The sequence below is a fragment of the Pseudomonas sp. GW822-FHT04H02 genome (genome assembly GCF_058800645.1).
On sequence record NZ_JBXAMM010000007.1, the window covers coordinates 77941 to 97229 of the forward strand.

Below are 19289 nucleotides of genomic sequence, written 5' to 3' on the forward strand. Positions count from 1 at the left end.
GAAAACAAGGAAAAATGGGCAAAAACCGTTGTATAAAAGATCAGTATCAATGAACCTCGAAAAACCTGAAGCGCCCGTAAATATTAGCCACTCCCACGCTGAGCCGTCTCGCCGCTTCAGCGTGGCGCCGATGATGGATTGGACGGACCGTCACTGCCGATTCTTCCTGCGCCTACTGTCCAAACACACCTTGCTCTACACCGAAATGGTCACCACGGGTGCGCTGCTCAATGGTGATCACGAGCGCTTCCTGCGCTACCACCCGTCCGAGCACCCTCTGGCGTTGCAGCTGGGGGGCAGCACGCCGGCGGATCTCGCGGCGTGCGCGCGCATGGCCCAGGAGCATGGCTACGATGAGGTCAACCTCAACGTCGGTTGCCCCAGCGACCGGGTGCAGAACAACATGATCGGTGCCTGCCTGATGGGCCATCCGGCGCTGGTGGCCGATTGCGTGAAAGCCATGCGCGATGCGGTGTCGATTCCCGTGACGGTCAAGCATCGGATCGGTATCAACGGGCGCGACAGTTATGCCGAGCTATGCGATTTCGTCGGCCAGGTCATGGAAGCCGGGTGCAGCAGCTTTACCGTGCACGCACGAATCGCCATTCTCGAAGGCCTCTCGCCCAAGGAGAACCGGGACATTCCCCCGCTGCGCTACGACGTGGCGGCGCAATTGAAGGCGGATTTCCCACAGCTGGAAATCATCCTCAACGGTGGGATCAAGACCCTCGAGGCCTGTCATGAACATCTGCAGACTTTCGATGGGGTGATGCTGGGCCGTGAGGCCTATCACAACCCCTATCTGCTGGCCGAGGTAGACCAGCAGCTGTTTGGCAGCACTGAGCCGGTGATTTCCCGGGCCGAGGCGCTGGCCCGGTTGCGCCCCTATATTGCCGAGCACCTGGCTGCCGGTGGCGCCATGCACCACATCACGCGCCATGTCCTAGGGCTGGGCACGGGCTTCCCCGGTGCTCGCAAGTTCCGCCAGCTGTTGTCGGTGGATATCCACAAGACCCAGGATCCGCTGGCCCTGCTGGATCAGGCCGGACAGTTGCTGGAAGGACGTTAAGCGTCGGCCGGGTTGAACCTGGCCGGGCTTTTGGCATCGTATCTACTGGACAGTGCCCCAGCATTCAAACGACTGTTTTCAGGTCACGGACTTTGGGGCCGTAGTTAGCATTCCGCGCCCTTGAGCGCCTGACAGCGCTCGGGTAATGTCGTCAGACCCATAGGACAGAGCACGCTCATGACTTCCAAGCTGGAACAACTGAAGAAAATCACCACCGTAGTGGCCGATACCGGTGACTTCGACGCCATCGCCCGGGTCAAGCCGGTGGATGCCACCACCAACCCTTCGCTGCTGCTCAAGGCTGCGGCCATCCCGGGTTATGCCGATCTGCTGAATGCCTGCGTCAACGACTGCAAAGGCGATGTCGGCCTGGCCAGCGACCGTTTCGGCGTGGCTGTAGGCCAGGAGATTCTCAAGGTCATTCCGGGCCGTATTTCCACTGAGGTGGACGCCCGCCTGTCGTTCGATACCGAAGCCATGCTCAAGCGCGCCCATCGGCTGATCGAGCTGTATGACAAGGCCGGCATCGGCCGTGATCGGGTGCTGATCAAGATCGCCTCTACCTGGGAAGGCATCCGCGCCGCCGAAAAGCTGGAGCGCGAAGGCATCCAGACCAACCTCACCCTGCTGTTTTCCTTCGCCCAGGCCGTGGCCTGTGCCGAAGCCGGGGTGTTTCTGATTTCTCCATTCGTAGGGCGGATCTACGACTGGTACAAGAAGGCTACCGGCAACGACTATCAGGGCGCTGACGATCCGGGCGTGCAGTCGGTTACCCGCATCTACAACTACTACAAGGCCAATGACTACAAGACCGTGGTCATGGGGGCAAGCTTCCGCAACCTCAACCAGATCGAGCAACTGGCAGGCTGCGATCGCCTGACCATCAGCCCGGACCTGATTGAGAAGCTGGCCGCCGACACCGGCAAGCTGGAACGCAAGCTGAGCCCGGGCAAGACTGGTGAAGCTCGCCAGAGCCTGAACGAAGCGCAGTTCCGCTGGGCCTCCAACGAAGACGCCATGGCCACCGAAAAGCTGGCTGAAGGCATCCGCCAGTTCGCCCGCGACCAGGAAAAGCTCGAAGCCCTGCTGGCTGCAAAGCTCTGATCGCTTCGCGTCAACGCAAAAAGGGCGAACCCTCACAGGTTCGCCCTTTTTTGTGCGCTAGCGTTTCAGTCGATCAGTGACGCTCCAGGGCATTCACCAGATCGTGAAAGGCTTCACGGTTGGAGTCATTAAGGCCCATGAGGATCTTGTGCGCCTCCAGGACCTTGACCCGTACCACTTCTTCCGACTGGTCCTGGGACGGCAGGTCGGTCAGGCATTCCGGACAGGGAATCGGGCGATCGACGATGTTGAACACCTGATCGAAGCCCATGGACTGCAACAGCCTGGTAATGTCTTCGTGGGTGGTGACGACGGTGGGCAACAGACCGACTTTCTGCCGAGACAGGATCGAGAGCTTGGCCAGCAGGCCCAGGGTGGTGCTGTCGATGCTGCGGGTTTCTGTCAGATCGATCACGATCGCCGAAAAATTCAGCGCGGTGAAAATCCGCTCAATAGTCGCATCCAGCGCCGAACACAGGGTCAGGCGCACTTCACCGACGAACTTCAGGACGAAGGTGCCATCCTGCTCGGCGAACTGGATTCTACCGGTACTCATTGAAGGTTCCTGCTCAACACTAACAGGGCGATATCATCCGGCATCTCCCCTAGCGTGGCCAATCCAAAAACTTGCCGCAAGCCATCCAGGCTGCCGCCCGCTGCCCTCACCCGTTCGGGCAAGGCTGCTTCTTTCTCTTTGAGTGTAGGCTCGGGCAAAAGGTCCAGGATGCCATCGGACATCAGCGTCAGGCTGAACACCGGCGGCAGCTCCAGAATGTGGTCTTCGTAGGTGGCCTCGTTGAACAGGCCCACCGGCAAACCACGCCCTTCCAGATAACGCACACTGTCGGGGGTGTACAACACCGGCAACGGCAAGTGCCCGCCAATGCTATAGGTCAACAAGCCAGTCTCCTCGTCGATGACTCCACCGACCATCGTGACGTGTTTGCCCAGCTTACAACTGATCAGGCCACGGTTGATATGGCCTAGCACTTCCGAAGGCTTGAACTCCGGCAAGGTGCCATTGCGCTTGGACTCGAACAGCAAACGGGTGGTCATGAACTTCAACAGCACGGTGACAAAGGCCGACGACGCACCATGACCGGAAACATCCGCCAGGTAGAAGGCCACCCGGCGCTCGTCGACACGGAAATAGTCGACAAAATCACCCGACAGGTACAACGACGGGATGATCTGGTGGGCAAAGTTGAATTCGTCAATCGACCAGGGGCTGGTCGGCAGCATGTTCATCTGCACCTGTCGACCGGCGTTCTGATCTTCCTGGAGCAGATTGAGGCTGGCTTCGAGCTCGCGGTTGGCGGCTTCAAGCTTCTCTCTGTAACGCTGGTTTTCCAGCAACAGGCGAGCACGATCCAGGGCGCGGCGCACCGAGTGCTCGAGCACGGCCAGATCTTCCAGCGGCTTGATCAGGTAGTCCGCCGCGCCCAGGCGCAGGGCTTCAACCGCATCGTTCATGACGCCCGCACCCGAAACCACGATCACCGGGGTTTGCGGGGACAGTTCGGTCACTTGACGGATAAGCTCGAGACCGCCCATCTGCGGCATGCGCAGATCGCAGATCACCAGATCGGGGTTGTCGCGCTCGAATACCTGAAGACCCTGCTGGCCGTTAGCGGCCTGCAGTACGCTGAAGCCACTGTCTTCCAAATAGGCCGCGAGGCTCGCGCGCACTACTTCGTCGTCATCGATTATCAGCAGCGTGGCACTGGTTTTTTGCATGTGGGCAAACGGCGCCAGAATTAGGTTGGCGTAGGTGCTCTGGCCTGGGGCTTGAGGCACGCTACTGGATTCGCTTTCTAGCCACTCTGCAAGCCCGGCCAGGACCTTGAGCCCTGCACGCCCGACCATCAGAGGTGCCCTTCTAAGGCGCAGACGGTACTCCCATCCGCGGGGCGTTTCAAGCTCATGCCGATGGTCGCCTGACGTCTTTACACCGCAAATCACCGGGAGTTATAAAAACCGCTAAAACCGCAACTCAATCGCAGGATGGAACCCATGAACCAAAACCAGCGTGACTACAGCGAAAAGCGCGATTACATCCGCATGCGGGTGGATGCAGAGGTCACGCTGATCCATCAGGGGCAGGTGATCGAAGCGGTCTGCATCGATCTTTCCAGCAGCGGCATGCAGGTGCAGGCACCACGTTCGTTCCAGGTCGGCGATCAGTTGAGTGTACGTATCGACTCAGAGCACGCAGCCCTCAGGGGGCTGGAAGCAGAGACGGAAGTGGTATGGGTCAACCCACAAGAAGGTGGTGGCCAGAAACTTGGACTTACAATCCTTAAAATGAAGTAAAGATTCCAACCCATGAAAAAGGCGGCCATCAGGCCGCCTTTTCAGTTTGTGCAGGACAGTCGAGCCTAGAAGTCGTCTTCGACCTTGCCGTCCTTGATCTTGAATTCGCGATTCTGCAGGTAGGCATTGCGAATGAAGGTGTATTTGTCACCGCGAATCAGCTTGTCCGCCGAGAGCAGGCTGGCACGGGTATCGACGACATCCACACCCATGGTGATGTTGCGCGCGGGGATGTCATTCATGTAGCGGTAGGGTTCGGTGTAGCTGTCGACATACTTGGCCGGCGCATCACGCAGGGTGCTTGGCCCCAGCAACGGCAGCATCACGTAGGGACCGCTGCCCACGCCCCAATGACCGAGGGTCTGGCCGAAGTCTTCGTCATTGCGCTGCAGGCCCATCTTGGTACCGACATCAAAAAAGCCCGCCAGGCCCAGGGTGGTGTTCATCAACAGTCGCGCAGTGTCGACACCGGCAGCACCAGGTTTGGCCTGGAGGATGTCATTGGCGAGGTTGCCGACATCACCGATGTTGCGAAACATGTTGTGGATGCCATCTTCCAGAAACTGCGGAGTGACGGCCTGATAGCCTTGCGCCAGAGGCTTCAGGGCATAAGTATCCAGCGTATCGTTGAAGGTGAAGATGGGACGGTTGATGCTTTCCCATGGATCATCTTCGGCCGCCTGGGCAACCAGGGGAGCCAGCGTCACACCGGCACTCATACATAGTGGAACTAGATAACGGCTCCAGCGCATAGCAGGAAACTCCTTCGATTGTTCTCTCGTGGGGCTATGCCCTGAGGATAAGTTCAGGAGTATAAAGCGGATATGCCGGTTTAGGCAGCATCACCGCAAACCGTCTTCAGCCGGGGTTCAGCCAACCTTGCTGCCATTCACCGTACTGTCACCTGCATGTCATGTTCTGCCGCTAGCCTCCAAGGGTATTTCAAGGACGCTGACATGCCCCACGCCGACGCCTCAGTGCAACCCGCACGCCCGTTGACTGCCGTACTCTTCGGCCTCAGTGGCTGCCTGGTGGATTTCGGCGCGCGGATGCGCCAGCAAGCCACGGACAAACCTGATCCGGAGCAAGCCCAAGCCACACCTGGCGCACTGGAAACGCTGCGGCGCCTGCATCAGCAAGGCATCCCCTGCGCCTGGCTGGAGCAACTGCTCCCCGCCAGTAGCCGCCAATTGGCTGCCATCCTGCCGGACTGGATCAAGCCGGCACCTCACTCCCCCGCCCCCTGGCCTGCACCCGATGCCTGCTGGCAGGCGCTGATGGCGCTCAACGTCAAAGGCATCGACGGCTGTGTCTTGGTCAGCGGCGAACCCCAACTGCTGCAGTCGGGCCTCAATGCCGGCCTCTGGACCATCGGCCTGGCCTCTTGCGGCTCCCTGTGCGGCATGACCCCCAGCGAATGGCAGGCCCTGAGCCAGCAGGAACGGGAATTCAAGCGTGGCAAGGCCACGGTGCAGCTCTTCGGCCTGGGGGTGCATTCGGTCATCGACCATCTGGGGGAGTTGAACACCTGCCTGGCGGACATCGAACTGCGCCGGCTCAAGGGTGAAAAACCCTGACATAAGCCTGTTGATCAGGATCATGCACAGCGCCTGGGAGTGGATTACTCTAAGCCGTGGGCATGGACCTTTGACTCGACAGCGCGGTCCATCCCTGTGCCTATCAATAAAGGGAGAACGCCATGCCTGCCCGCGAACTGCAAGAACAACTCGACACCCTGCGCGAGCAATTGGAACAGAACCCACCGCTTTCCGAAGCCGAGCGCAACAATCTGCAAGAACTGATGCAGCAGATCGAACTGCAACTCAAACTGGAGACCGGCACCCAGGACGCCAGCCTCGCCGACGGCGTCAACCTGGCCGTGGAACGCTTCGAACTGGAGCACCCGGCGATTGCCGGAACCCTGCGCAATATCGTCCAGACCCTGGGCAACATCGGCATCTGAGCAACCCCCGGTAGCCAACCCCACAAAGCAAAAGCCCCGCTCTCGAAGCGGGGCTTTGCTTTTACTGGCGTACCAACCGGTGATTGGCGAAATCCGCGGTTTCGGTACTGCGGTAAGGGTTGATATCCAGCCCACCGCGGCGCACATAACGCGCATACACGGTGAGTCTCTCCGGCTTGAGCAAGCGTTGCAGGTCGAGAAAGATCCGCTCCACGCACTGTTCGTGAAAGTCCGAGTGCTGGCGGAAGCTCACCAGATAGGCCAGCAGGCTGGCGTGATCCAGAGCCGCGCCCCGGTATTGCACCACCACGCTGCCCCAGTCCGGCTGGCTGGTTACCGGGCAGTTGGACTTGAGCAGATGACTGTGCACGCTCTCCTCCACCACGCGCGAAGCATCGCAGCGCAGCAGTTCGGGGCGCGGGTGCTCATAGCTGTCGACACTGATATCCAGATCATCGATACACACCCCAGGCAGCGCCACCACGCCTTCGGCCTCGACCTCCTGCAGGCTGCGGATCCGCACGCCTACCGGCTTGCCGGCAGCAGCCGACAGATCAGTGCGCAAGGTGGCCTCAAGGGTCGCCCGATCATCGAACGGCGTCTGGTTCAGCGAATTGAGGTACAGCTTGAACGACTTGGATTCGATGATGTTCGGCGAATCGGCGGGAATGCTGAACTCACCGATAGCCACTACCGGCTTGCCCGACGGCAGCAGCCAGGACAACTCGAAGCAGTTCCAGTAGTCCACGCCCTTATAAGGAAGGGTATCGGCACTCAAGCCCAGCTCGGCCCATTTTGCCGCCCGGGGAATCGGGAACAGCAAGGACGGGGTGTAAGTGGAGACGTATTCACTGGACTTGCCCAGCGGCGAATGTTCGGCTGCGGGATGCATGGCGGAAACCTGACTGAAGAATCAGCGGATTCTATCAGCCTTTGCTCCCGCCTTTGAGCCCCGGATGCCTATGGGGTGACCGTCAGCTTGCCCACCATCCCGGCCTGGTAGTGCCCGGGAATGTTGCAGGCGAACTCCAGGTTGCCGCTCTTGCTGAAGGTCCAGGTCAGTTCCGCCTGCTTGCCCGGCTCCACCAGCACGCTGTTGGGATCGTCATGCTGCATGCCATGGTCCATGCCTGCCATTGAGCCGTGGCCCATGGCTCCATGATCCATCGCCTTCATGCCGGTCGGGGTGAGCATGCCGCTCTGCTGCATCTTGAGCATTTCTTGCTGGTGCTCGGCATGCATGGCCGCGTTGCCCAGATTGAACTCGTGCAGCAACTGCCCCTTGTTGATCAGCACGAATCGCACCGTCTCGCCGGCCTTGATCTCCAGGGCCTTGGGATTGAACGACATGTCCCCCATCACCACCTCGACACTGCGAGTGGCCTTGGCCGCAGGCGCCGGCTGGCCAAAATCGTAGGAGCCGGCCGGCGAGGCCCAGAGCGGTGCGCTCAACAGCATCAGGCAGCCCCCCAGGATCGACCGGCTTCGCCACAACAGGTTTTGCATACTCATCATCAGACTCCAACAAGATCGGGATTCAGCCTGTGGCACACTCTAGAGCCCTGCCGCTGCCAGCCAGCTGACATGCAGATTACAACTTTGTCAGCTTGCACTGCCCTGGCCTGCTGCACGGTATAAAGCCCGGGTTCCAACCGCCACGAGTCCCACCATGAAACTGCTGATCGTCGAAGACCAACCCAAAACCGGCCACTACCTGCGCCAGGGCCTGAGCGAGGCCGGCTTCAACGCCGAACTGGTGGCCGACGGCAGCACCGGCCAGCACCTGGCCCTGACCGGCGACTACGCTCTGCTGATTCTCGACGTGATGCTGCCGGGTCGCGACGGCTGGCAGATCCTCCAGGCGGTGCGCAGCGCCGGGCTGGAGATGCCGGTACTGTTCCTCACCGCCCGGGATGCCGTGCAAGACCGGGTGCACGGCCTGGAACTGGGGGCCGACGACTACCTGGTCAAGCCTTTTGCCTTCTCCGAACTGCTGGCCCGGGTCCGCAGCCTGCTGCGCCGGGGCAGCGCCGTGGCCCAGGAAACCAGCCTGCAACTGGCAGACCTGCGCCTGGACCTGATCCGCCGCCGGGTAGAACGCGGCAGCCAGCGCATCGACCTGACCGCCAAGGAATTCGCGCTGCTGGAAATGCTCCTGCGGCGCCAGGGCGAAGTCCTGCCCAAGTCGCTGATTGCCTCCCAGGTCTGGGACATGAATTTCGACAGCGATACCAACGTCATCGAAGTAGCCATCCGCCGCCTGCGCCTGAAGATCGACGACGATTTCCCGAACAAACTGATCCATACCGTGCGCGGCATGGGCTACGTGCTCGAAGAGCGCCAGGCCTGATGCGCCGCCTGTCCCTGAGCGGGCGCCTGGCGCTGCTGTTCGCCGCCTGCACCGCAGTGGTCTCATTGTTGGCGGGGGTGTTGTTCAGCCGCGCCAGCGAAGCCCATTTCATCGAACTGGATCAGCAACTGCTGGACGGCAAGCTGTTGGCCCTGCGCAGCGCCTTGCAGGATGTCAACGAGGCCGGGGACTTCCCCCCGCGCCAGGCCAGACTGCAGGACGAGCTGAGCCACCAGCCGGACCTGCAGCTACGAGTCGGCGACGTCAATGGCCAGCTCTGGTTCGACAGCGCCCCCGACCTGCCCGCCTCTCTGCCTGGCGGTGCCGGCTTGCGCAGCCTGGAGCAGGCCGGCACCGCCTACCGTCTCTACACAGCAGCGCTGAATCCCGGCCAGGCGGCCTCGCCGCAATTGACCCTGATCCTCGACATCACCCATCACCAGCACTTTCTGCAGCGCATGCAACACCTGATCTGGCTCACCGTGGGCCTCTCGGCCCTGGCCACTGCCCTGCTCGGCGCCTGGGCCGCCCGCAGTGGCCTGCGCCCGTTGCGGCGCATGGGCGCGGTGGCCGCCGGGGTCTCCGCCAGTTCCCTGACCCAGCGCCTGCCCCAGGAACAGATGCCCGCCGAGCTGGCGGAACTGGCCAGCAGCTTCAACGCCATGCTGGGCCGTCTTGAAGAGTCGTTTCAGCGCCTCTCGGCATTTTCCGCCGACATCGCCCACGAACTGCGCACCCCTTTGTCGAACCTGCTGACCCACACCCAGGTCACCCTGACCCGCCCCCGGCCGCTGGAGGACTATCGCGAAGCCCTGCACAGCAACCTGGAGGAGCTGCAATGGATGGCGCAACTGGTCAACGACATGCTGTACCTGGCCAAGGCCGACCACGGCTTGCTTACACCCAGGCGCGAAGCGCTGGAGCTGGCCCAGGAAACCGACATGCTGCTGGAGTTCTATGGCCCCCTGGCCGAAGACGCACAGATCGAACTGACCCGTGAAGGCCAGGCCGGCTTTGCCGGGGACCGCAGCATGCTGCGCCGGGCGTTATCCAACCTGCTGGACAATGCCCTGCGCTTCACTCCGGCCGGCGGCGCGGTCAAGGTGCGCATCTACGAAAGTGCCGGGCACCTGAGCCTGAGCATCGAGAATACCGGCGAAGGGATCGCCAAGGATGTACTGCCGCGCCTGTTCGACCGCTTCTACCGGGCCGACCCGGCACGGCGCGAAGGCAGCAGTGAACATGCGGGGTTGGGGCTGGCGATCACTCAGTCGATCATTCGTGCCCACGGCGGGCAGATCCGATGCGAATCGGCAGCGGGCTGGACCCGTTTCGTGATCGAGTTGCCAAGGCAGGATTGAAGGACTGTTCGCCGGCCAGCCGGCTCCTGCACCAATCGGACAGGAGCCGGCGGCCGGCGAAAGCGGGTCTCAGGAGTAGCGCAAAGCGTGGGCCGGCTCGACCTTGGACGCGCGCCAGGCCGGATACACGGTCGCCAGGAAGCTCAGAACGAAGCCGGCACCACAGATCAGCACCACGTCGCCGCCCTGCAGTTCAGAAGGCAGGTTACTGACGAAATACACATCGGAGCTGAAGATCTGCTGGCCGCTGATTCTTTCCAGCCAGCCCACCAGCTCACTCACGTTCAGTGCCGCGATTACCCCCAGCACCCCACCGATCAGGGTGCCGACGATACCGATCACCGTCCCCTGGACCATGAAGATCGCCATGATCTGCCGTGGTGTGGCGCCGATGGTGCGCAGGATCGCGATGTCCGCCCCCTTGTCATTCACCACCATGATCAAGGTGGCGATGATGTTGAATGCCGCCACCGCCACGATCATCAGCAGCAACAGGCCGATCATGGTCTTTTCCATCTTCATCGCGCTGAACAGGCTGCCCTGGGTGTGGGTCCAGTCATCGGCGCGGAAGTCCGCCCCCAGGCCCTTGGCGATATCCGCCGAGACCTTTGGCGCGGCATACAGGTCCTTGACCGCCAGGCGCACGCTCTGCACCTGGTTCGGCTGCCAGTGCTGCATTTCTGCAGCATCGGCCACATGGATCAGGCCCATGGAGCCATCCAGCTCGGCCCCCACCTTGAACACCCCAACCACGTTGAGGCGTTGCATGCGCGGGGTGATCCCCCCCGGTGCAGTGCTCACTTCAGGCACGATCAGGGTCAGCTTGTCGCCGACGTTCAGGCGAAAGCGCCGGGCCGTGATCTCGCCGATCACCACGCCGAACTCGCCAGGTTTCAGGTCTTGCAGGCTGCCCTGGACAATATGCTGGGCAACGATGGACACCTTGCCTTCCTGGGCCGGATCGATGCCGCTGATCTGGATCGGCTGCATCGCCCCCTTGTAGGAGAGCATGCCCTCCATCTCGGTAAAGGGCACCGCGGCGGTGACTTCCGGATTCTTCAGGGCCGCCGCGGCCACCGGCTGCCAGTCATCGATGGGCTTGACCCCAACGATAGTGGCGTGGGGCACCATGCCGAGGATGCGCGAGCTCATTTCCCGCTGGAAGCCGTTCATCACCGACAGCACCACGATCATCGCCAACACGCCCAGGGCGAGGCCGATCATCGAGGTCATGGAAATGAACGAGACAAAACGATTGCGCCGCTTGGCGCGGGTGTAGCGCGTGCCGATAAAGATCGATAAAGGTCTGAACATGGGCAAGGCACCCTGAAAAGATTAATGACCCGGCATCGACAGCCCAGCCGCCGACGCCGTGTGCGGGCGCATCAGATGGCGACCAGGTGACCTTCTTGCAGGTGCAGTACGCGGTCCATCTGTCGAGCCAGGTTCATGTCGTGGGTCACCACCAGGAAGGCGGTGCGCATCGAGGTACTGAGCTCCAGCATCAGGTCCTGAATTCCCTGCGCCGTGTGCGAGTCGAGGTTGCCGGTGGGCTCATCGAGCATCACCAGCCCCGGCTTGTTCACCAGCGCCCGGGCAATGGCCACCCGCTGGCGCTCGCCACCGGACAGCTCGGCCGGTTTGTGCTCCAGCCGATGGCCGAGCCCGACCCGCTCCAGCAGCGCGGTGGCACGCTGACGGGCTTCCGGGATCGGCGTGCGGCCAATCAGCAGCGGCATGCAGACGTTCTCCAGCGCGGTGAACTCCGGCAGCAGGTGGTGGAACTGGTAGACGAAGCCCAGGGCGCGGTTGCGCAACTGGCCGCGGGCCTTCTCGCCCAGCGCCGAAAGCTCCTCGCCCGCCAGCCAGACGCTGCCCTTGGATGGCGTATCCAGGCCGCCCAGCAGGTTGAGCAAGGTACTCTTGCCCGAGCCGGAAGTGCCGACGATGGCCACTCGCTCACCCGGGTGCAGCTCCAGTTGCAGGCCAGACAGGACCACCACCGATTCCGGGCCTTCCTCATAGGACTTGCCCAGGTCGCGGCAGCTCAGGATTGCTTTTTCACTCATGCCCAACTCACTCATAACGTAGCGCCTCCGCAGGCTGGGTGCGCGCCGCACGCCAGGCTGGATACAGGGTGGCGAGGAAACTCAGGACCAATGCCGCGCCGCAGACCATCAACACATCCTCGGCCATCAGTTGCGACGGCAGGTAGTCGATGAAATACACGTCGGCATTCAGGAATTTGTGGCCGATCAGGCCTTCAAGGGCGGAAATCGCGGCACTCACGTTCAGCGCCGCCAGCATCCCCAGCACAGCACCGATCAAGGTGCCGACCACGCCGATCACCGTGCCCTGGACCATGAAGATCGCCATGATGGTTCCCGGCGTCGCCCCCAGGGTGCGGAGAATGGCGATATCGCCCTTCTTGTCGTTCACCACCATCACCAGGGTCGAGATGATGTTGAACGCGGCCACCGCGACGATCAGCAGCAGCAACAGGCCGATCATGGCTTTTTCCATGCGGATGGCCTGGTACAGGTTGCCGTGGGTACGGGTCCAGTCGCGGGCGTAATAGTGGTTCTCACCCAGCTGCTGGGCGATTTCCCAGGCGGTGCGCGGGGCCTGGAACAGGTCGTCGAACTTCAGCCGCAGGCCTTGTACCTGATCCGCCTTCCAGCGGTGCAGGCGACCCAGGTCCTGGAGGTTGGTCAGGCCCAGGTAGCCGTCGATCTCGCCGGCGCCGACATGGAAGATGCCCACCACGGTAAAACGCTTCATCCGCGGGAACATCCCGGCCGGGGTCACCGTGACTTCCGGGGCGACGAAGGTCAGCTTGTCTCCCAGGCCGACACCCAGCTTGGTTGCCGCCTTGTCACCAATGACAATGCCGAAACTACCGGGCGCCAGCGCGTCCAACTGCCCCTGCTGCATGAAGTGGTCGATGATCGACACCTGCCGCTCCTGCTCAGGGTCGATGGCATTGAGCAGCACCTTCTGCACCTGGCCATTGTTGGTCAACAGGCCCTGCATCTGGGTGAACGGTGCCACCGCCAGCACTTTGGGGTTCTGCCTGACCTTGTCGGCCAGGCTTTGCCAGTCGCTGATGGGTTCGCCGGATTCGATGGTGGCGTGGGGCACCATGCCCAGCACGCGGGTGCGCATCTCATGATCGAAGCCGTTCATCACCGACAGCACCACGATCATCACGATCACGCCAAGGGCGAGTCCGATCATCGAAGTCAGGGAAATGAATGACACAAAATGATTGCGACGCTTTGCACGGGTGTAACGCGTGCCGATAAAAGCAAACAGAGGTCTGAACATGTCGGGGCTTGTGCAGAGGAAAAGAAGACGTCCTTGTGGCGGGGCCTGGTAAGCAGCTTTACACTCAGACCACTGCCTCTACCATGGGTTCGCCATGTCGACATTAGATGAAGAAGATCGCCGCGAATACTACCGTATCGAGGACACGATCGCACTGGAAATTAGCCCCTTGTCCGCCCTCGACGCGGCGAGCAAGGAAGTGTTGCAGGATGAGTCCCCACTGTTCAATCTGCTCAGTGAACTGCACCTGAGCGAGTTCGAATCCCAGCATCTGCTGCGCCAGGTCAGCGAGCGCGATCGCACCCTGGCCAGCTACCTCAAGGCCATGAACAAACGCATCGACCTGCTCAGCCAGGTGGTGGCGCAAACGGTGTTCGGCAAGTTCGGCGAGCCGCAGCGGGTCATTCTGTCCGAGGGCGGCATCGAATTCAGCCATCACCAGTGCTACCCAACCGGCAGCCATCTGGCGGTGAAGCTGTTGCTGATGCCGCAGGCCCTGGGCCTGCTGCTGCGGGCCAAGGTCACCCACTGCGAGCCCCAGAGCTTTGGCACCTTCGAGATCGGCACCGAGTTCGAAGCATTGACCGATGCCCAACGCCAGCTGCTGGCGCGCTATATCCTGCAGAAACAGGCCCAGCAACGCCGCCAGGCCCGGGAGCAGAGCGACCCCGCCGCCGGCTGAGCAGTACGCCCGACCCTCTCTTAAGGAACAACATCCGTGAAGGAGCAATTGTGACCCTGATCTATGGCCATCGCGGCGCTAAAGGCGAAGCACCGGAAAATACCCTGACCAGCTTTCAGGAGTGCCTCAAGCACGGCGTGCGCCGTTGCGAGCTCGACTTGCACCTGTCCATGGACGGCGAGTTGATGGTGATCCACGACCCGACCCTCAAGCGCACCACAGACCGGCGCGGCAAAGTGGTGGAGCATTCCGCCGCCGAGCTGGTGACCTACGACGCGCGCAAGGGCGGCCCGGGCTGGGTCAACCCCTGCCCCATTCCGCGCCTGGAAGAGCTGTTCGAGAAATGCGACTTCGAGCACTGGCAGCTGGAGGTCAAAAGCGCCTCACGCACCCGCGCCGCCACCACGGTGCTGGCGATTCGCGAAATGGCCCAGCGTTTCGGCCTGCTGGACAAGGTCACCGTGACCTCAAGTTCTCGGGAAGTATTGAAGGCCGCCGTGGAGCTGACCCCGGACCTGTCCCGCGGACTGGTAGCCGAATACGCCTGGCTCGACCCATTGAAGGTCGCCCAGAGCTATGGCTGCGAGATTCTGGCGTTGAACTGGACGCTGTGCACCCCAGAGCGTCTGCAACGGGCGCAGCGCCAGGGCTTGCATGTGTCGGTATGGACGGTCAACGAGCCTGCGCTGATGCGCAGGCTCGCCGACTTCGGCGTAGATAGCCTGATTACAGACTTTCCCGGTTTGGCCAGCGCCACCCTCGAGAATCGCTGAAATCGGTCTCCCCGGCCGGCTCAGGCCACCGGCCGGAGCCGCTCAAAAAAGCCGGTTGAGGCCATCGTATGCCGCTACCCGATAGGCTTCGGCCATGGTCGGGTAGTTGAAGGTGGTGTTGACGAAGTACTTCAGGGTGTTGAGCTCGCCCGGCTGGCTCATGATCGCCTGGCCGATGTGCACGATCTCCGAAGCCTGGTAGCCGAAGCAATGGACGCCGAGGACTTCCAGGGTTTCCCGGTGGAACAGGATCTTCAGCATGCCTTGAGGCTCGCCGGCGATCTGCGCACGGGCCATGCCCTTGAAGAACGCCTTGCCCACCTCGTAAGGCACCTTGGCCTGGGTCAGTTCCTGCTCGTTCTTGCCGATGGAGCTGATCTCGGGAATGGTGTAGATCCCGGTCGGCACGTCGTTGACGAAGCGCCAGCTGCCGTTGTCGACAATACTGCCGGCCGCGGAACGACCCTGGTCGTGGGCGGCACTGGCCAGGCTCGGCCAGCCGATCACGTCACCGGCCCCGTAGATGTTCGGCACGCAGGTGCGGTAGTTCTCGTCGACTTCGATCTGGCCGCGGCTGTTGACCTTGACCCCGATGTTCTCCATGCCCAGCTTGTCGGTATTGCCGGTACGGCCGTTGCACCAGAGCAAGGCGTCGGCCTTGATCTTCTTGCCGGACTTGAGGTGCAGGATCACGCCGTTGTCCACACCTTCAACGCGGTCGTATTCCTCGTTGTGGCGCACGGTGATGTTGTTGTTGCTGAAGTGGTAGCTCAGGGCCTGGGAGATTTCCGAATCCAGGAAGCTCAGCAACTGGCCGCGGTTGTCCACCAGCTCCACCAGAACCCCCAGGCCACTGAAGATCGAGGCGTATTCGCAACCGATGACCCCGGCGCCATAGACGATGAGTTTGCGCGGGGTATGGCCGAGGCTGAGGATGGTGTCGCTATCGTAGATACGCGGGTGGCTGAAATCGATATCCGCGGGGCGATAGGGGCGCGAGCCGGTGGCAATGATGATGTGCTTGGCTACCAGCTTTTCCACCACGCCGTTGGCGCAGACCACTTCCACGGTCTGCTCGTCGGCGAAGCTGCCAGTGCCGAAGAACACATCGACCCGGTTGCGGGCGTAGTAGCCGGTACGCGAGGCCACTTGCTTGGAGATGACCTTCTCGGCGCTCTTGAGCACGTCCGGGAAGGAGAACCAGCGCGGCTCGCCAATGGCCCGGAACATCGGGTTGGTGTTGAACTGCATGATCTGCCGGACCGAGTGACGCAGGGCCTTGGACGGGATGGTACCCAGGTGGGTGCAGTTGCCGCCGACCTGGCGACGGCTATCGACCATCGCCACTTTGCGTCCTGCTTTCGCGGCGTTCATCGCCGCACCTTCTCCAGCGGGGCCTGAGCCCAGCACCACTACGTCGTAGTTGTAGACAGCCATGCGTACTCCTCAGAACAGGCCGAGACACCCTTCTGGCGTCTCCGGCTAAATCATGCCGCGGCCAGCGGCATGAAGGATCAATTTGGCTCGGTTACGAACCCGGGCACAGTCTATAGAAGCGTCAACGCCGCGCACATTAACCCTTGGTCGCGTCGTAGGCTACTTTTGCCTGCACTACAGGCTGCGCAACAGCGCACCACGTTATTGTTTTTGCCCGGCCAGCAGCGCATCGAAAGCCGGGTTGCTGCGTGTGACGAAACCTGTAGCGCTGCGCATCACAAAAAATCCGGCGATGCCGTGTTTTTCCGCGTAGTCCCAGCCCGCCTCCGGGCCGAGTATCAGCAACAGCGTCGACAGGCCATCGGCCATCAACGCCGAAGGATGAATCACCGTTACCGAGGCCAACGGGTGGGCGATGGGTTGGCCGAGCCGGGCATCGAAGGTATGGGAGTAACGCCGGCCGTCCTGCTCGAAGTAATTACGGTAGTCGCCGGAAGTGGAAACGCCAAAACCATCCAGGGCGATCACCCGCTGGGCTACCTGCTGGTCATCACGCGGCTCCTCCAGGGCTATCCGCCATGGTGAGCCGTCGGGCTTGCGACCCACGGCCTTGAGCTCACCGGTGGCTTCGGCAAGGAAGCTGTCGATCCCCAGTTGCGTGAGCCGGGCAGCGATGCGGTCCACCGCATAGCCGGCGGCGATGCTGTTGAAATCCACCTCCACCGGCGCATCCTTGCACAACTCCTGCCCTTCGATACGCAGGTGAGCGTACCCTACCCGCTGCCGCACCTCAGCCAGGGCTGACGCGCCGGGAACCTTTTCCTCGCGCCCCTGAGGGCCAAAACCCCAGAGATCCAGCAGCGGTTCCACTGTCAGGTCGAAGGCGCCATCGCTGTCCCGGGACAACTGCTCACCCACTCGCACCAACTGCAACACCGGCTCCGGCATCGGCTGGCAGCTATCGGCGGGCAAGGCGTTGAAACGCTCGATGTCCGAATCGCTGCGATAGGTGGACATCTGCCCGTCGACCTCGGCCAGAATCCCCTCGACCTCAGCCTGTACCAGCGACGGCGCCGGCCCCTGGGCGTGGCGCACATACTGCACCGACCAGGTGCTGCCCATGGTCGGCCCGGAGAGGCTTTCCAGGCGCTCGCCGCCACAACCGGCCAACAGCACCAGCGCGGCGTACAAAGCGCTCCATCGCGATCGTTGCTTACCCGACAAGGTGTTCCTCCCGATCAACCGCCCTGCTGGGCCAGCTGACAGTGCAAATGGCCATTATGCGACAGACGGAGGCCGCCTGCCCGGCGTCCCACCTCCTTGGCTACGGGCAGAACCTTGATCTAGAGCCGCCCTGCCACCCCAAGAGTTTTTGTTGCCGGATGGCTTTCATACACATATCGTTACAAAACTGTTCAGCGTGCAGCCTCGAGCCCCGACTTTGCAGTAAGGGACGCATAACGACCAGGGATTGCTAACAAGACAGCCAAAGTGAGTGAAAAAAATGTCCACGACCACGGGCAAAGGCAAGGCGATCTTTCGCGTTGTCAGCGGCAACTTTCTCGAGATGTTCGACTTCATGGTCTACGGCTTCTACGCCACGGCGATTGCCAAGACCTTCTTTCCTGCGGACAGCGCCTTCGCCTCGTTGATGCTGTCCCTGGCGACCTTTGGCGCGGGCTTCCTGATGCGCCCCCTGGGAGCGATTTTTCTCGGTGCCTACATTGACCGTCACGGCCGTCGCCAAGGCCTGATCATTACCCTGGCACTGATGGCCGCGGGCACCGTGCTGATTGCCTGCGTGCCGGGCTACGCCACCCTTGGCGTCGCCGCGCCCTTGCTGGTGCTGCTGGGTCGCCTGCTGCAGGGCTTTTCCGCCGGCGTCGAGCTGGGCGGGGTGTCGGTGTACCTGGCCGAAATCTCCACGCCGGGCCGCAAGGGCTTCTTCGTCAGCTGGCAGTCGGCCAGCCAACAGGCCGCAGTGGTCTTCGCCGGCCTGCTGGGCGTAGGCCTGAACCACTGGCTGAGCCCCGAGCAAATGGGTGACTGGGGCTGGCGCGTGCCGTTCCTGGTGGGCTGCATGATTGTTCCGGCGATCTTCATGATCCGTCGCTCCCTGGAAGAGACCCCGGAGTTCCAGGCCCGCAAGCATCGCCCTTCGCTGCAGGAAATCGTCCGTTCCATCGGCCAGAACTTCGGCATCGTCATCGCCGGCATGGCTCTGGTGGTGATGACCACCGTGTCCTTCTACCTGATCACCGCCTACACCCCGACCTTCGGCAAGGCCGAACTGCACCTGTCGGACTTCGACGCCCTGCTGGTAACCGTGTGCATCGGTCTGTCGAACTTCTTCTGGCTGCCGGTCATGGGGTCACTGTCGGACAAGATCGGCCGCAAGCCGCTGCTGCTGGGGGCGACCATCCTGGCCATCTTCACGGCTTATCCGGCACTGTCCTGGCTGGTGGCCAACCCCAGCTTCAGCCACCTGCTGATCGTCGAGCTGTGGCTGTCTTTCCTCTATGGCTCGTATAACGGCGCGATGGTGGTGGCCCTGACTGAAATCATGCCGGTGGAAGTGCGCACCACGGGTTTCTCCCTGGCCTACAGCCTGGCCACCGCGACCTTCGGCGGTTTTACCCCGGCGGCCTGTACCTACCTGATCCACGTCCTGGGCAATCAGGCAGCTCCGGGCATCTGGCTCAGTGGCGCGGCGGTGCTGGGGCTGATCGCCACCCTGGTGCTGTTCCGCGGCAATCGCCACGAACTGCGTACCGCGCAAGCGGCAACAGCGCGCGGCGCCTGAGACAAAAGCTTCACTGGCAAGCCAGCTCCTACGGTTGCGCCGACCTGGCTTGCCGGCGCAAGCCACAAACAAAAACGCCCCGACAAGTCGGGGCGTTTTCATTTCAG

General features: G+C 61.9%; 20 protein-coding genes. 10 read left to right on the forward strand and 10 right to left on the reverse strand.

What is annotated here, in order from left to right; genetic code table 11:
- Positions 1 to 49 precede the first annotated feature (49 nt).
- The gene (gene dusA, locus AC1RMG_RS27010; RefSeq protein ID WP_493170699.1) at positions 50 to 1069 is read left to right on the forward strand and encodes a tRNA dihydrouridine(20/20a) synthase DusA; all 1020 of its coding nucleotides are present in this window, start codon (positions 50 to 52) and stop codon (positions 1067 to 1069) included.
- 177 nt (positions 1070 to 1246) lie between these two features.
- Positions 1247 to 2173 (forward strand): transaldolase, encoded by a 927-nt coding sequence (gene tal / locus AC1RMG_RS27015; protein ID WP_011060293.1) that lies wholly within the window; start codon positions 1247 to 1249, stop codon positions 2171 to 2173.
- A gap of 73 nt (positions 2174 to 2246) precedes the next feature.
- Here tal and rssC read toward each other — a convergent pair whose 3' ends face one another.
- Together rssC and rssB are read right to left on the reverse strand one after the other, a co-directional pair.
- The gene (gene rssC, locus AC1RMG_RS27020) at positions 2247 to 2729 is read right to left on the reverse strand and encodes an anti-sigma factor antagonist RssC (protein WP_003218919.1); all 483 of its coding nucleotides are present in this window, start codon (positions 2727 to 2729) and stop codon (positions 2247 to 2249) included.
- Positions 2726 to 3910 carry a two-component system response regulator RssB gene (rssB, locus tag AC1RMG_RS27025; RefSeq protein WP_026020041.1) on the reverse strand — a complete coding sequence of 395 codons (1185 nt, stop codon included), beginning with the start codon at positions 3908 to 3910 and terminating at the stop codon, positions 2726 to 2728. Before rssB ends, rssC begins: the two co-directional genes overlap by 4 nt.
- Before the next feature lie 276 nt (positions 3911 to 4186).
- On the opposite strand from rssB, the gene AC1RMG_RS27030 reads away from it, so the two are divergent.
- Complete coding sequence (locus tag AC1RMG_RS27030) at positions 4187 to 4486, forward strand: PilZ domain-containing protein (RefSeq protein ID WP_011060291.1); 300 nt, start codon at positions 4187 to 4189, stop codon at positions 4484 to 4486.
- Positions 4487 to 4551: 65 nt separating this feature from the next.
- Here the strand turns inward: AC1RMG_RS27030 and AC1RMG_RS27035 are convergent, their stop codons facing one another.
- Entirely contained in the window at positions 4552 to 5238 is a 687-nt protein-coding gene (locus AC1RMG_RS27035; protein WP_011060290.1) for an MlaA family lipoprotein, read from the reverse strand.
- 204 nt (positions 5239 to 5442) lie between these two features.
- Between AC1RMG_RS27035 and pcrP the strand changes: the two genes are divergently transcribed.
- Together pcrP and AC1RMG_RS27045 are read left to right on the forward strand one after the other, a co-directional pair.
- The gene (pcrP, locus tag AC1RMG_RS27040; RefSeq protein ID WP_011060289.1) at positions 5443 to 6063 is read left to right on the forward strand and encodes an HAD superfamily inactivated hydrolase PcrP; all 621 of its coding nucleotides are present in this window, start codon (positions 5443 to 5445) and stop codon (positions 6061 to 6063) included.
- A 122-nt stretch (positions 6064 to 6185) separates the two neighbouring features.
- A complete protein-coding gene (locus AC1RMG_RS27045) occupies positions 6186 to 6449 on the forward strand; it encodes a DUF4404 family protein (protein ID WP_011060288.1) in 264 nt (87 codons plus the stop codon).
- Between the two features lie 61 nt (positions 6450 to 6510).
- Here the strand turns inward: AC1RMG_RS27045 and queF are convergent, their stop codons facing one another.
- Positions 6511 to 7341, reverse strand: coding sequence for an NADPH-dependent 7-cyano-7-deazaguanine reductase QueF (gene queF, locus AC1RMG_RS27050; protein ID WP_011060287.1), 831 nt, complete (start codon positions 7339 to 7341; stop codon positions 6511 to 6513).
- Between the two features lie 68 nt (positions 7342 to 7409).
- The gene (gene copI / locus AC1RMG_RS27055) at positions 7410 to 7961 is read right to left on the reverse strand and encodes a copper-resistant cuproprotein CopI (RefSeq protein WP_019093682.1); all 552 of its coding nucleotides are present in this window, start codon (positions 7959 to 7961) and stop codon (positions 7410 to 7412) included.
- A gap of 157 nt (positions 7962 to 8118) precedes the next feature.
- Here copI and AC1RMG_RS27060 point away from each other — a divergent pair, with 157 nt between their 5' ends.
- Both AC1RMG_RS27060 and AC1RMG_RS27065 read left to right on the forward strand, forming a co-directional pair.
- Entirely contained in the window at positions 8119 to 8799 is a 681-nt protein-coding gene (locus AC1RMG_RS27060) for a heavy metal response regulator transcription factor (protein ID WP_041116967.1), read from the forward strand.
- On the forward strand, positions 8799 to 10160 hold the full coding sequence (locus tag AC1RMG_RS27065) for a heavy metal sensor histidine kinase (RefSeq protein WP_475264276.1): 1362 nt from the start codon (positions 8799 to 8801) through the stop codon (positions 10158 to 10160). Before AC1RMG_RS27060 ends, AC1RMG_RS27065 begins: the two co-directional genes overlap by 1 nt.
- A 69-nt stretch (positions 10161 to 10229) precedes the next feature.
- Here AC1RMG_RS27065 and AC1RMG_RS27070 read toward each other — a convergent pair whose 3' ends face one another.
- The 3 genes from AC1RMG_RS27070 to AC1RMG_RS27080 all read right to left on the reverse strand — a co-directional run bounded on the left by AC1RMG_RS27070 (position 10230) and on the right by AC1RMG_RS27080 (position 13487).
- A complete protein-coding gene (locus AC1RMG_RS27070) occupies positions 10230 to 11474 on the reverse strand; it encodes a lipoprotein-releasing ABC transporter permease subunit (RefSeq protein WP_011060283.1) in 1245 nt (414 codons plus the stop codon).
- A 71-nt stretch (positions 11475 to 11545) separates the two neighbouring features.
- The gene (gene lolD, locus AC1RMG_RS27075; RefSeq protein WP_015634822.1) at positions 11546 to 12229 is read right to left on the reverse strand and encodes a lipoprotein-releasing ABC transporter ATP-binding protein LolD; all 684 of its coding nucleotides are present in this window, start codon (positions 12227 to 12229) and stop codon (positions 11546 to 11548) included.
- Between the two features lie 7 nt (positions 12230 to 12236).
- Positions 12237 to 13487 (reverse strand): lipoprotein-releasing ABC transporter permease subunit, encoded by a 1251-nt coding sequence (locus AC1RMG_RS27080; protein WP_047336178.1) that lies wholly within the window; start codon positions 13485 to 13487, stop codon positions 12237 to 12239.
- Between the two features lie 94 nt (positions 13488 to 13581).
- On the opposite strand from AC1RMG_RS27080, the gene AC1RMG_RS27085 reads away from it, so the two are divergent.
- Both AC1RMG_RS27085 and AC1RMG_RS27090 read left to right on the forward strand, forming a co-directional pair.
- Positions 13582 to 14169, forward strand: coding sequence for a PilZ domain-containing protein (locus AC1RMG_RS27085; protein WP_011060280.1), 588 nt, complete (start codon positions 13582 to 13584; stop codon positions 14167 to 14169).
- A 50-nt stretch (positions 14170 to 14219) separates the two neighbouring features.
- The gene (locus AC1RMG_RS27090; RefSeq protein ID WP_015634820.1) at positions 14220 to 14942 is read left to right on the forward strand and encodes a glycerophosphodiester phosphodiesterase; all 723 of its coding nucleotides are present in this window, start codon (positions 14220 to 14222) and stop codon (positions 14940 to 14942) included.
- A 42-nt stretch (positions 14943 to 14984) separates the two neighbouring features.
- On the opposite strand, the gene sthA is transcribed toward AC1RMG_RS27090, so the two are convergent.
- Together sthA and AC1RMG_RS27100 are read right to left on the reverse strand one after the other, a co-directional pair.
- On the reverse strand, positions 14985 to 16379 hold the full coding sequence (sthA, locus tag AC1RMG_RS27095) for a Si-specific NAD(P)(+) transhydrogenase (protein WP_011060278.1): 1395 nt from the start codon (positions 16377 to 16379) through the stop codon (positions 14985 to 14987).
- Positions 16380 to 16580: 201 nt separating this feature from the next.
- The gene (locus tag AC1RMG_RS27100) at positions 16581 to 17555 is read right to left on the reverse strand and encodes an FAD:protein FMN transferase (protein WP_401027843.1); all 975 of its coding nucleotides are present in this window, start codon (positions 17553 to 17555) and stop codon (positions 16581 to 16583) included.
- 328 nt (positions 17556 to 17883) lie between these two features.
- Here AC1RMG_RS27100 and AC1RMG_RS27105 point away from each other — a divergent pair, with 328 nt between their 5' ends.
- A complete protein-coding gene (locus AC1RMG_RS27105; RefSeq protein WP_011060276.1) occupies positions 17884 to 19182 on the forward strand; it encodes an MFS transporter in 1299 nt (432 codons plus the stop codon).
- Positions 19183 to 19289: the final 107 nt, after the last annotated feature.

What these genes read in the sequence shown, in the direction of transcription:
- dusA (WP_493170699.1), top strand. Translation starts at nt 50, where the DNA reads ATGAACCTCGAAAAACCTGAAGCGCCCGTAAATATTAGCCACTCCCAC.
- tal (WP_011060293.1), top strand. Translation starts at nt 1,247, where the DNA reads ATGACTTCCAAGCTGGAACAACTGAAGAAAATCACCACCGTAGTGGCC.
- rssC (WP_003218919.1), bottom strand. Translation starts at nt 2,729, where the DNA reads ATGAGTACCGGTAGAATCCAGTTCGCCGAGCAGGATGGCACCTTCGTC.
- rssB (WP_026020041.1), bottom strand. Translation starts at nt 3,910, where the DNA reads ATGCAAAAAACCAGTGCCACGCTGCTGATAATCGATGACGACGAAGTA.
- AC1RMG_RS27030 (WP_011060291.1), top strand. Translation starts at nt 4,187, where the DNA reads ATGAACCAAAACCAGCGTGACTACAGCGAAAAGCGCGATTACATCCGC.
- AC1RMG_RS27035 (WP_011060290.1), bottom strand. Translation starts at nt 5,238, where the DNA reads ATGCGCTGGAGCCGTTATCTAGTTCCACTATGTATGAGTGCCGGTGTG.
- pcrP (WP_011060289.1), top strand. Translation starts at nt 5,443, where the DNA reads ATGCCCCACGCCGACGCCTCAGTGCAACCCGCACGCCCGTTGACTGCC.
- AC1RMG_RS27045 (WP_011060288.1), top strand. Translation starts at nt 6,186, where the DNA reads ATGCCTGCCCGCGAACTGCAAGAACAACTCGACACCCTGCGCGAGCAA.
- queF (WP_011060287.1), bottom strand. Translation starts at nt 7,341, where the DNA reads ATGCATCCCGCAGCCGAACATTCGCCGCTGGGCAAGTCCAGTGAATAC.
- copI (WP_019093682.1), bottom strand. Translation starts at nt 7,961, where the DNA reads ATGAGTATGCAAAACCTGTTGTGGCGAAGCCGGTCGATCCTGGGGGGC.
- AC1RMG_RS27060 (WP_041116967.1), top strand. Translation starts at nt 8,119, where the DNA reads ATGAAACTGCTGATCGTCGAAGACCAACCCAAAACCGGCCACTACCTG.
- AC1RMG_RS27065 (WP_475264276.1), top strand. Translation starts at nt 8,799, where the DNA reads ATGCGCCGCCTGTCCCTGAGCGGGCGCCTGGCGCTGCTGTTCGCCGCC.
- AC1RMG_RS27070 (WP_011060283.1), bottom strand. Translation starts at nt 11,474, where the DNA reads ATGTTCAGACCTTTATCGATCTTTATCGGCACGCGCTACACCCGCGCC.
- lolD (WP_015634822.1), bottom strand. Translation starts at nt 12,229, where the DNA reads ATGAGTGAAAAAGCAATCCTGAGCTGCCGCGACCTGGGCAAGTCCTAT.
- AC1RMG_RS27080 (WP_047336178.1), bottom strand. Translation starts at nt 13,487, where the DNA reads ATGTTCAGACCTCTGTTTGCTTTTATCGGCACGCGTTACACCCGTGCA.
- AC1RMG_RS27085 (WP_011060280.1), top strand. Translation starts at nt 13,582, where the DNA reads ATGTCGACATTAGATGAAGAAGATCGCCGCGAATACTACCGTATCGAG.
- sthA (WP_011060278.1), bottom strand. Translation starts at nt 16,379, where the DNA reads ATGGCTGTCTACAACTACGACGTAGTGGTGCTGGGCTCAGGCCCCGCT.
- AC1RMG_RS27105 (WP_011060276.1), top strand. Translation starts at nt 17,884, where the DNA reads ATGTCCACGACCACGGGCAAAGGCAAGGCGATCTTTCGCGTTGTCAGC.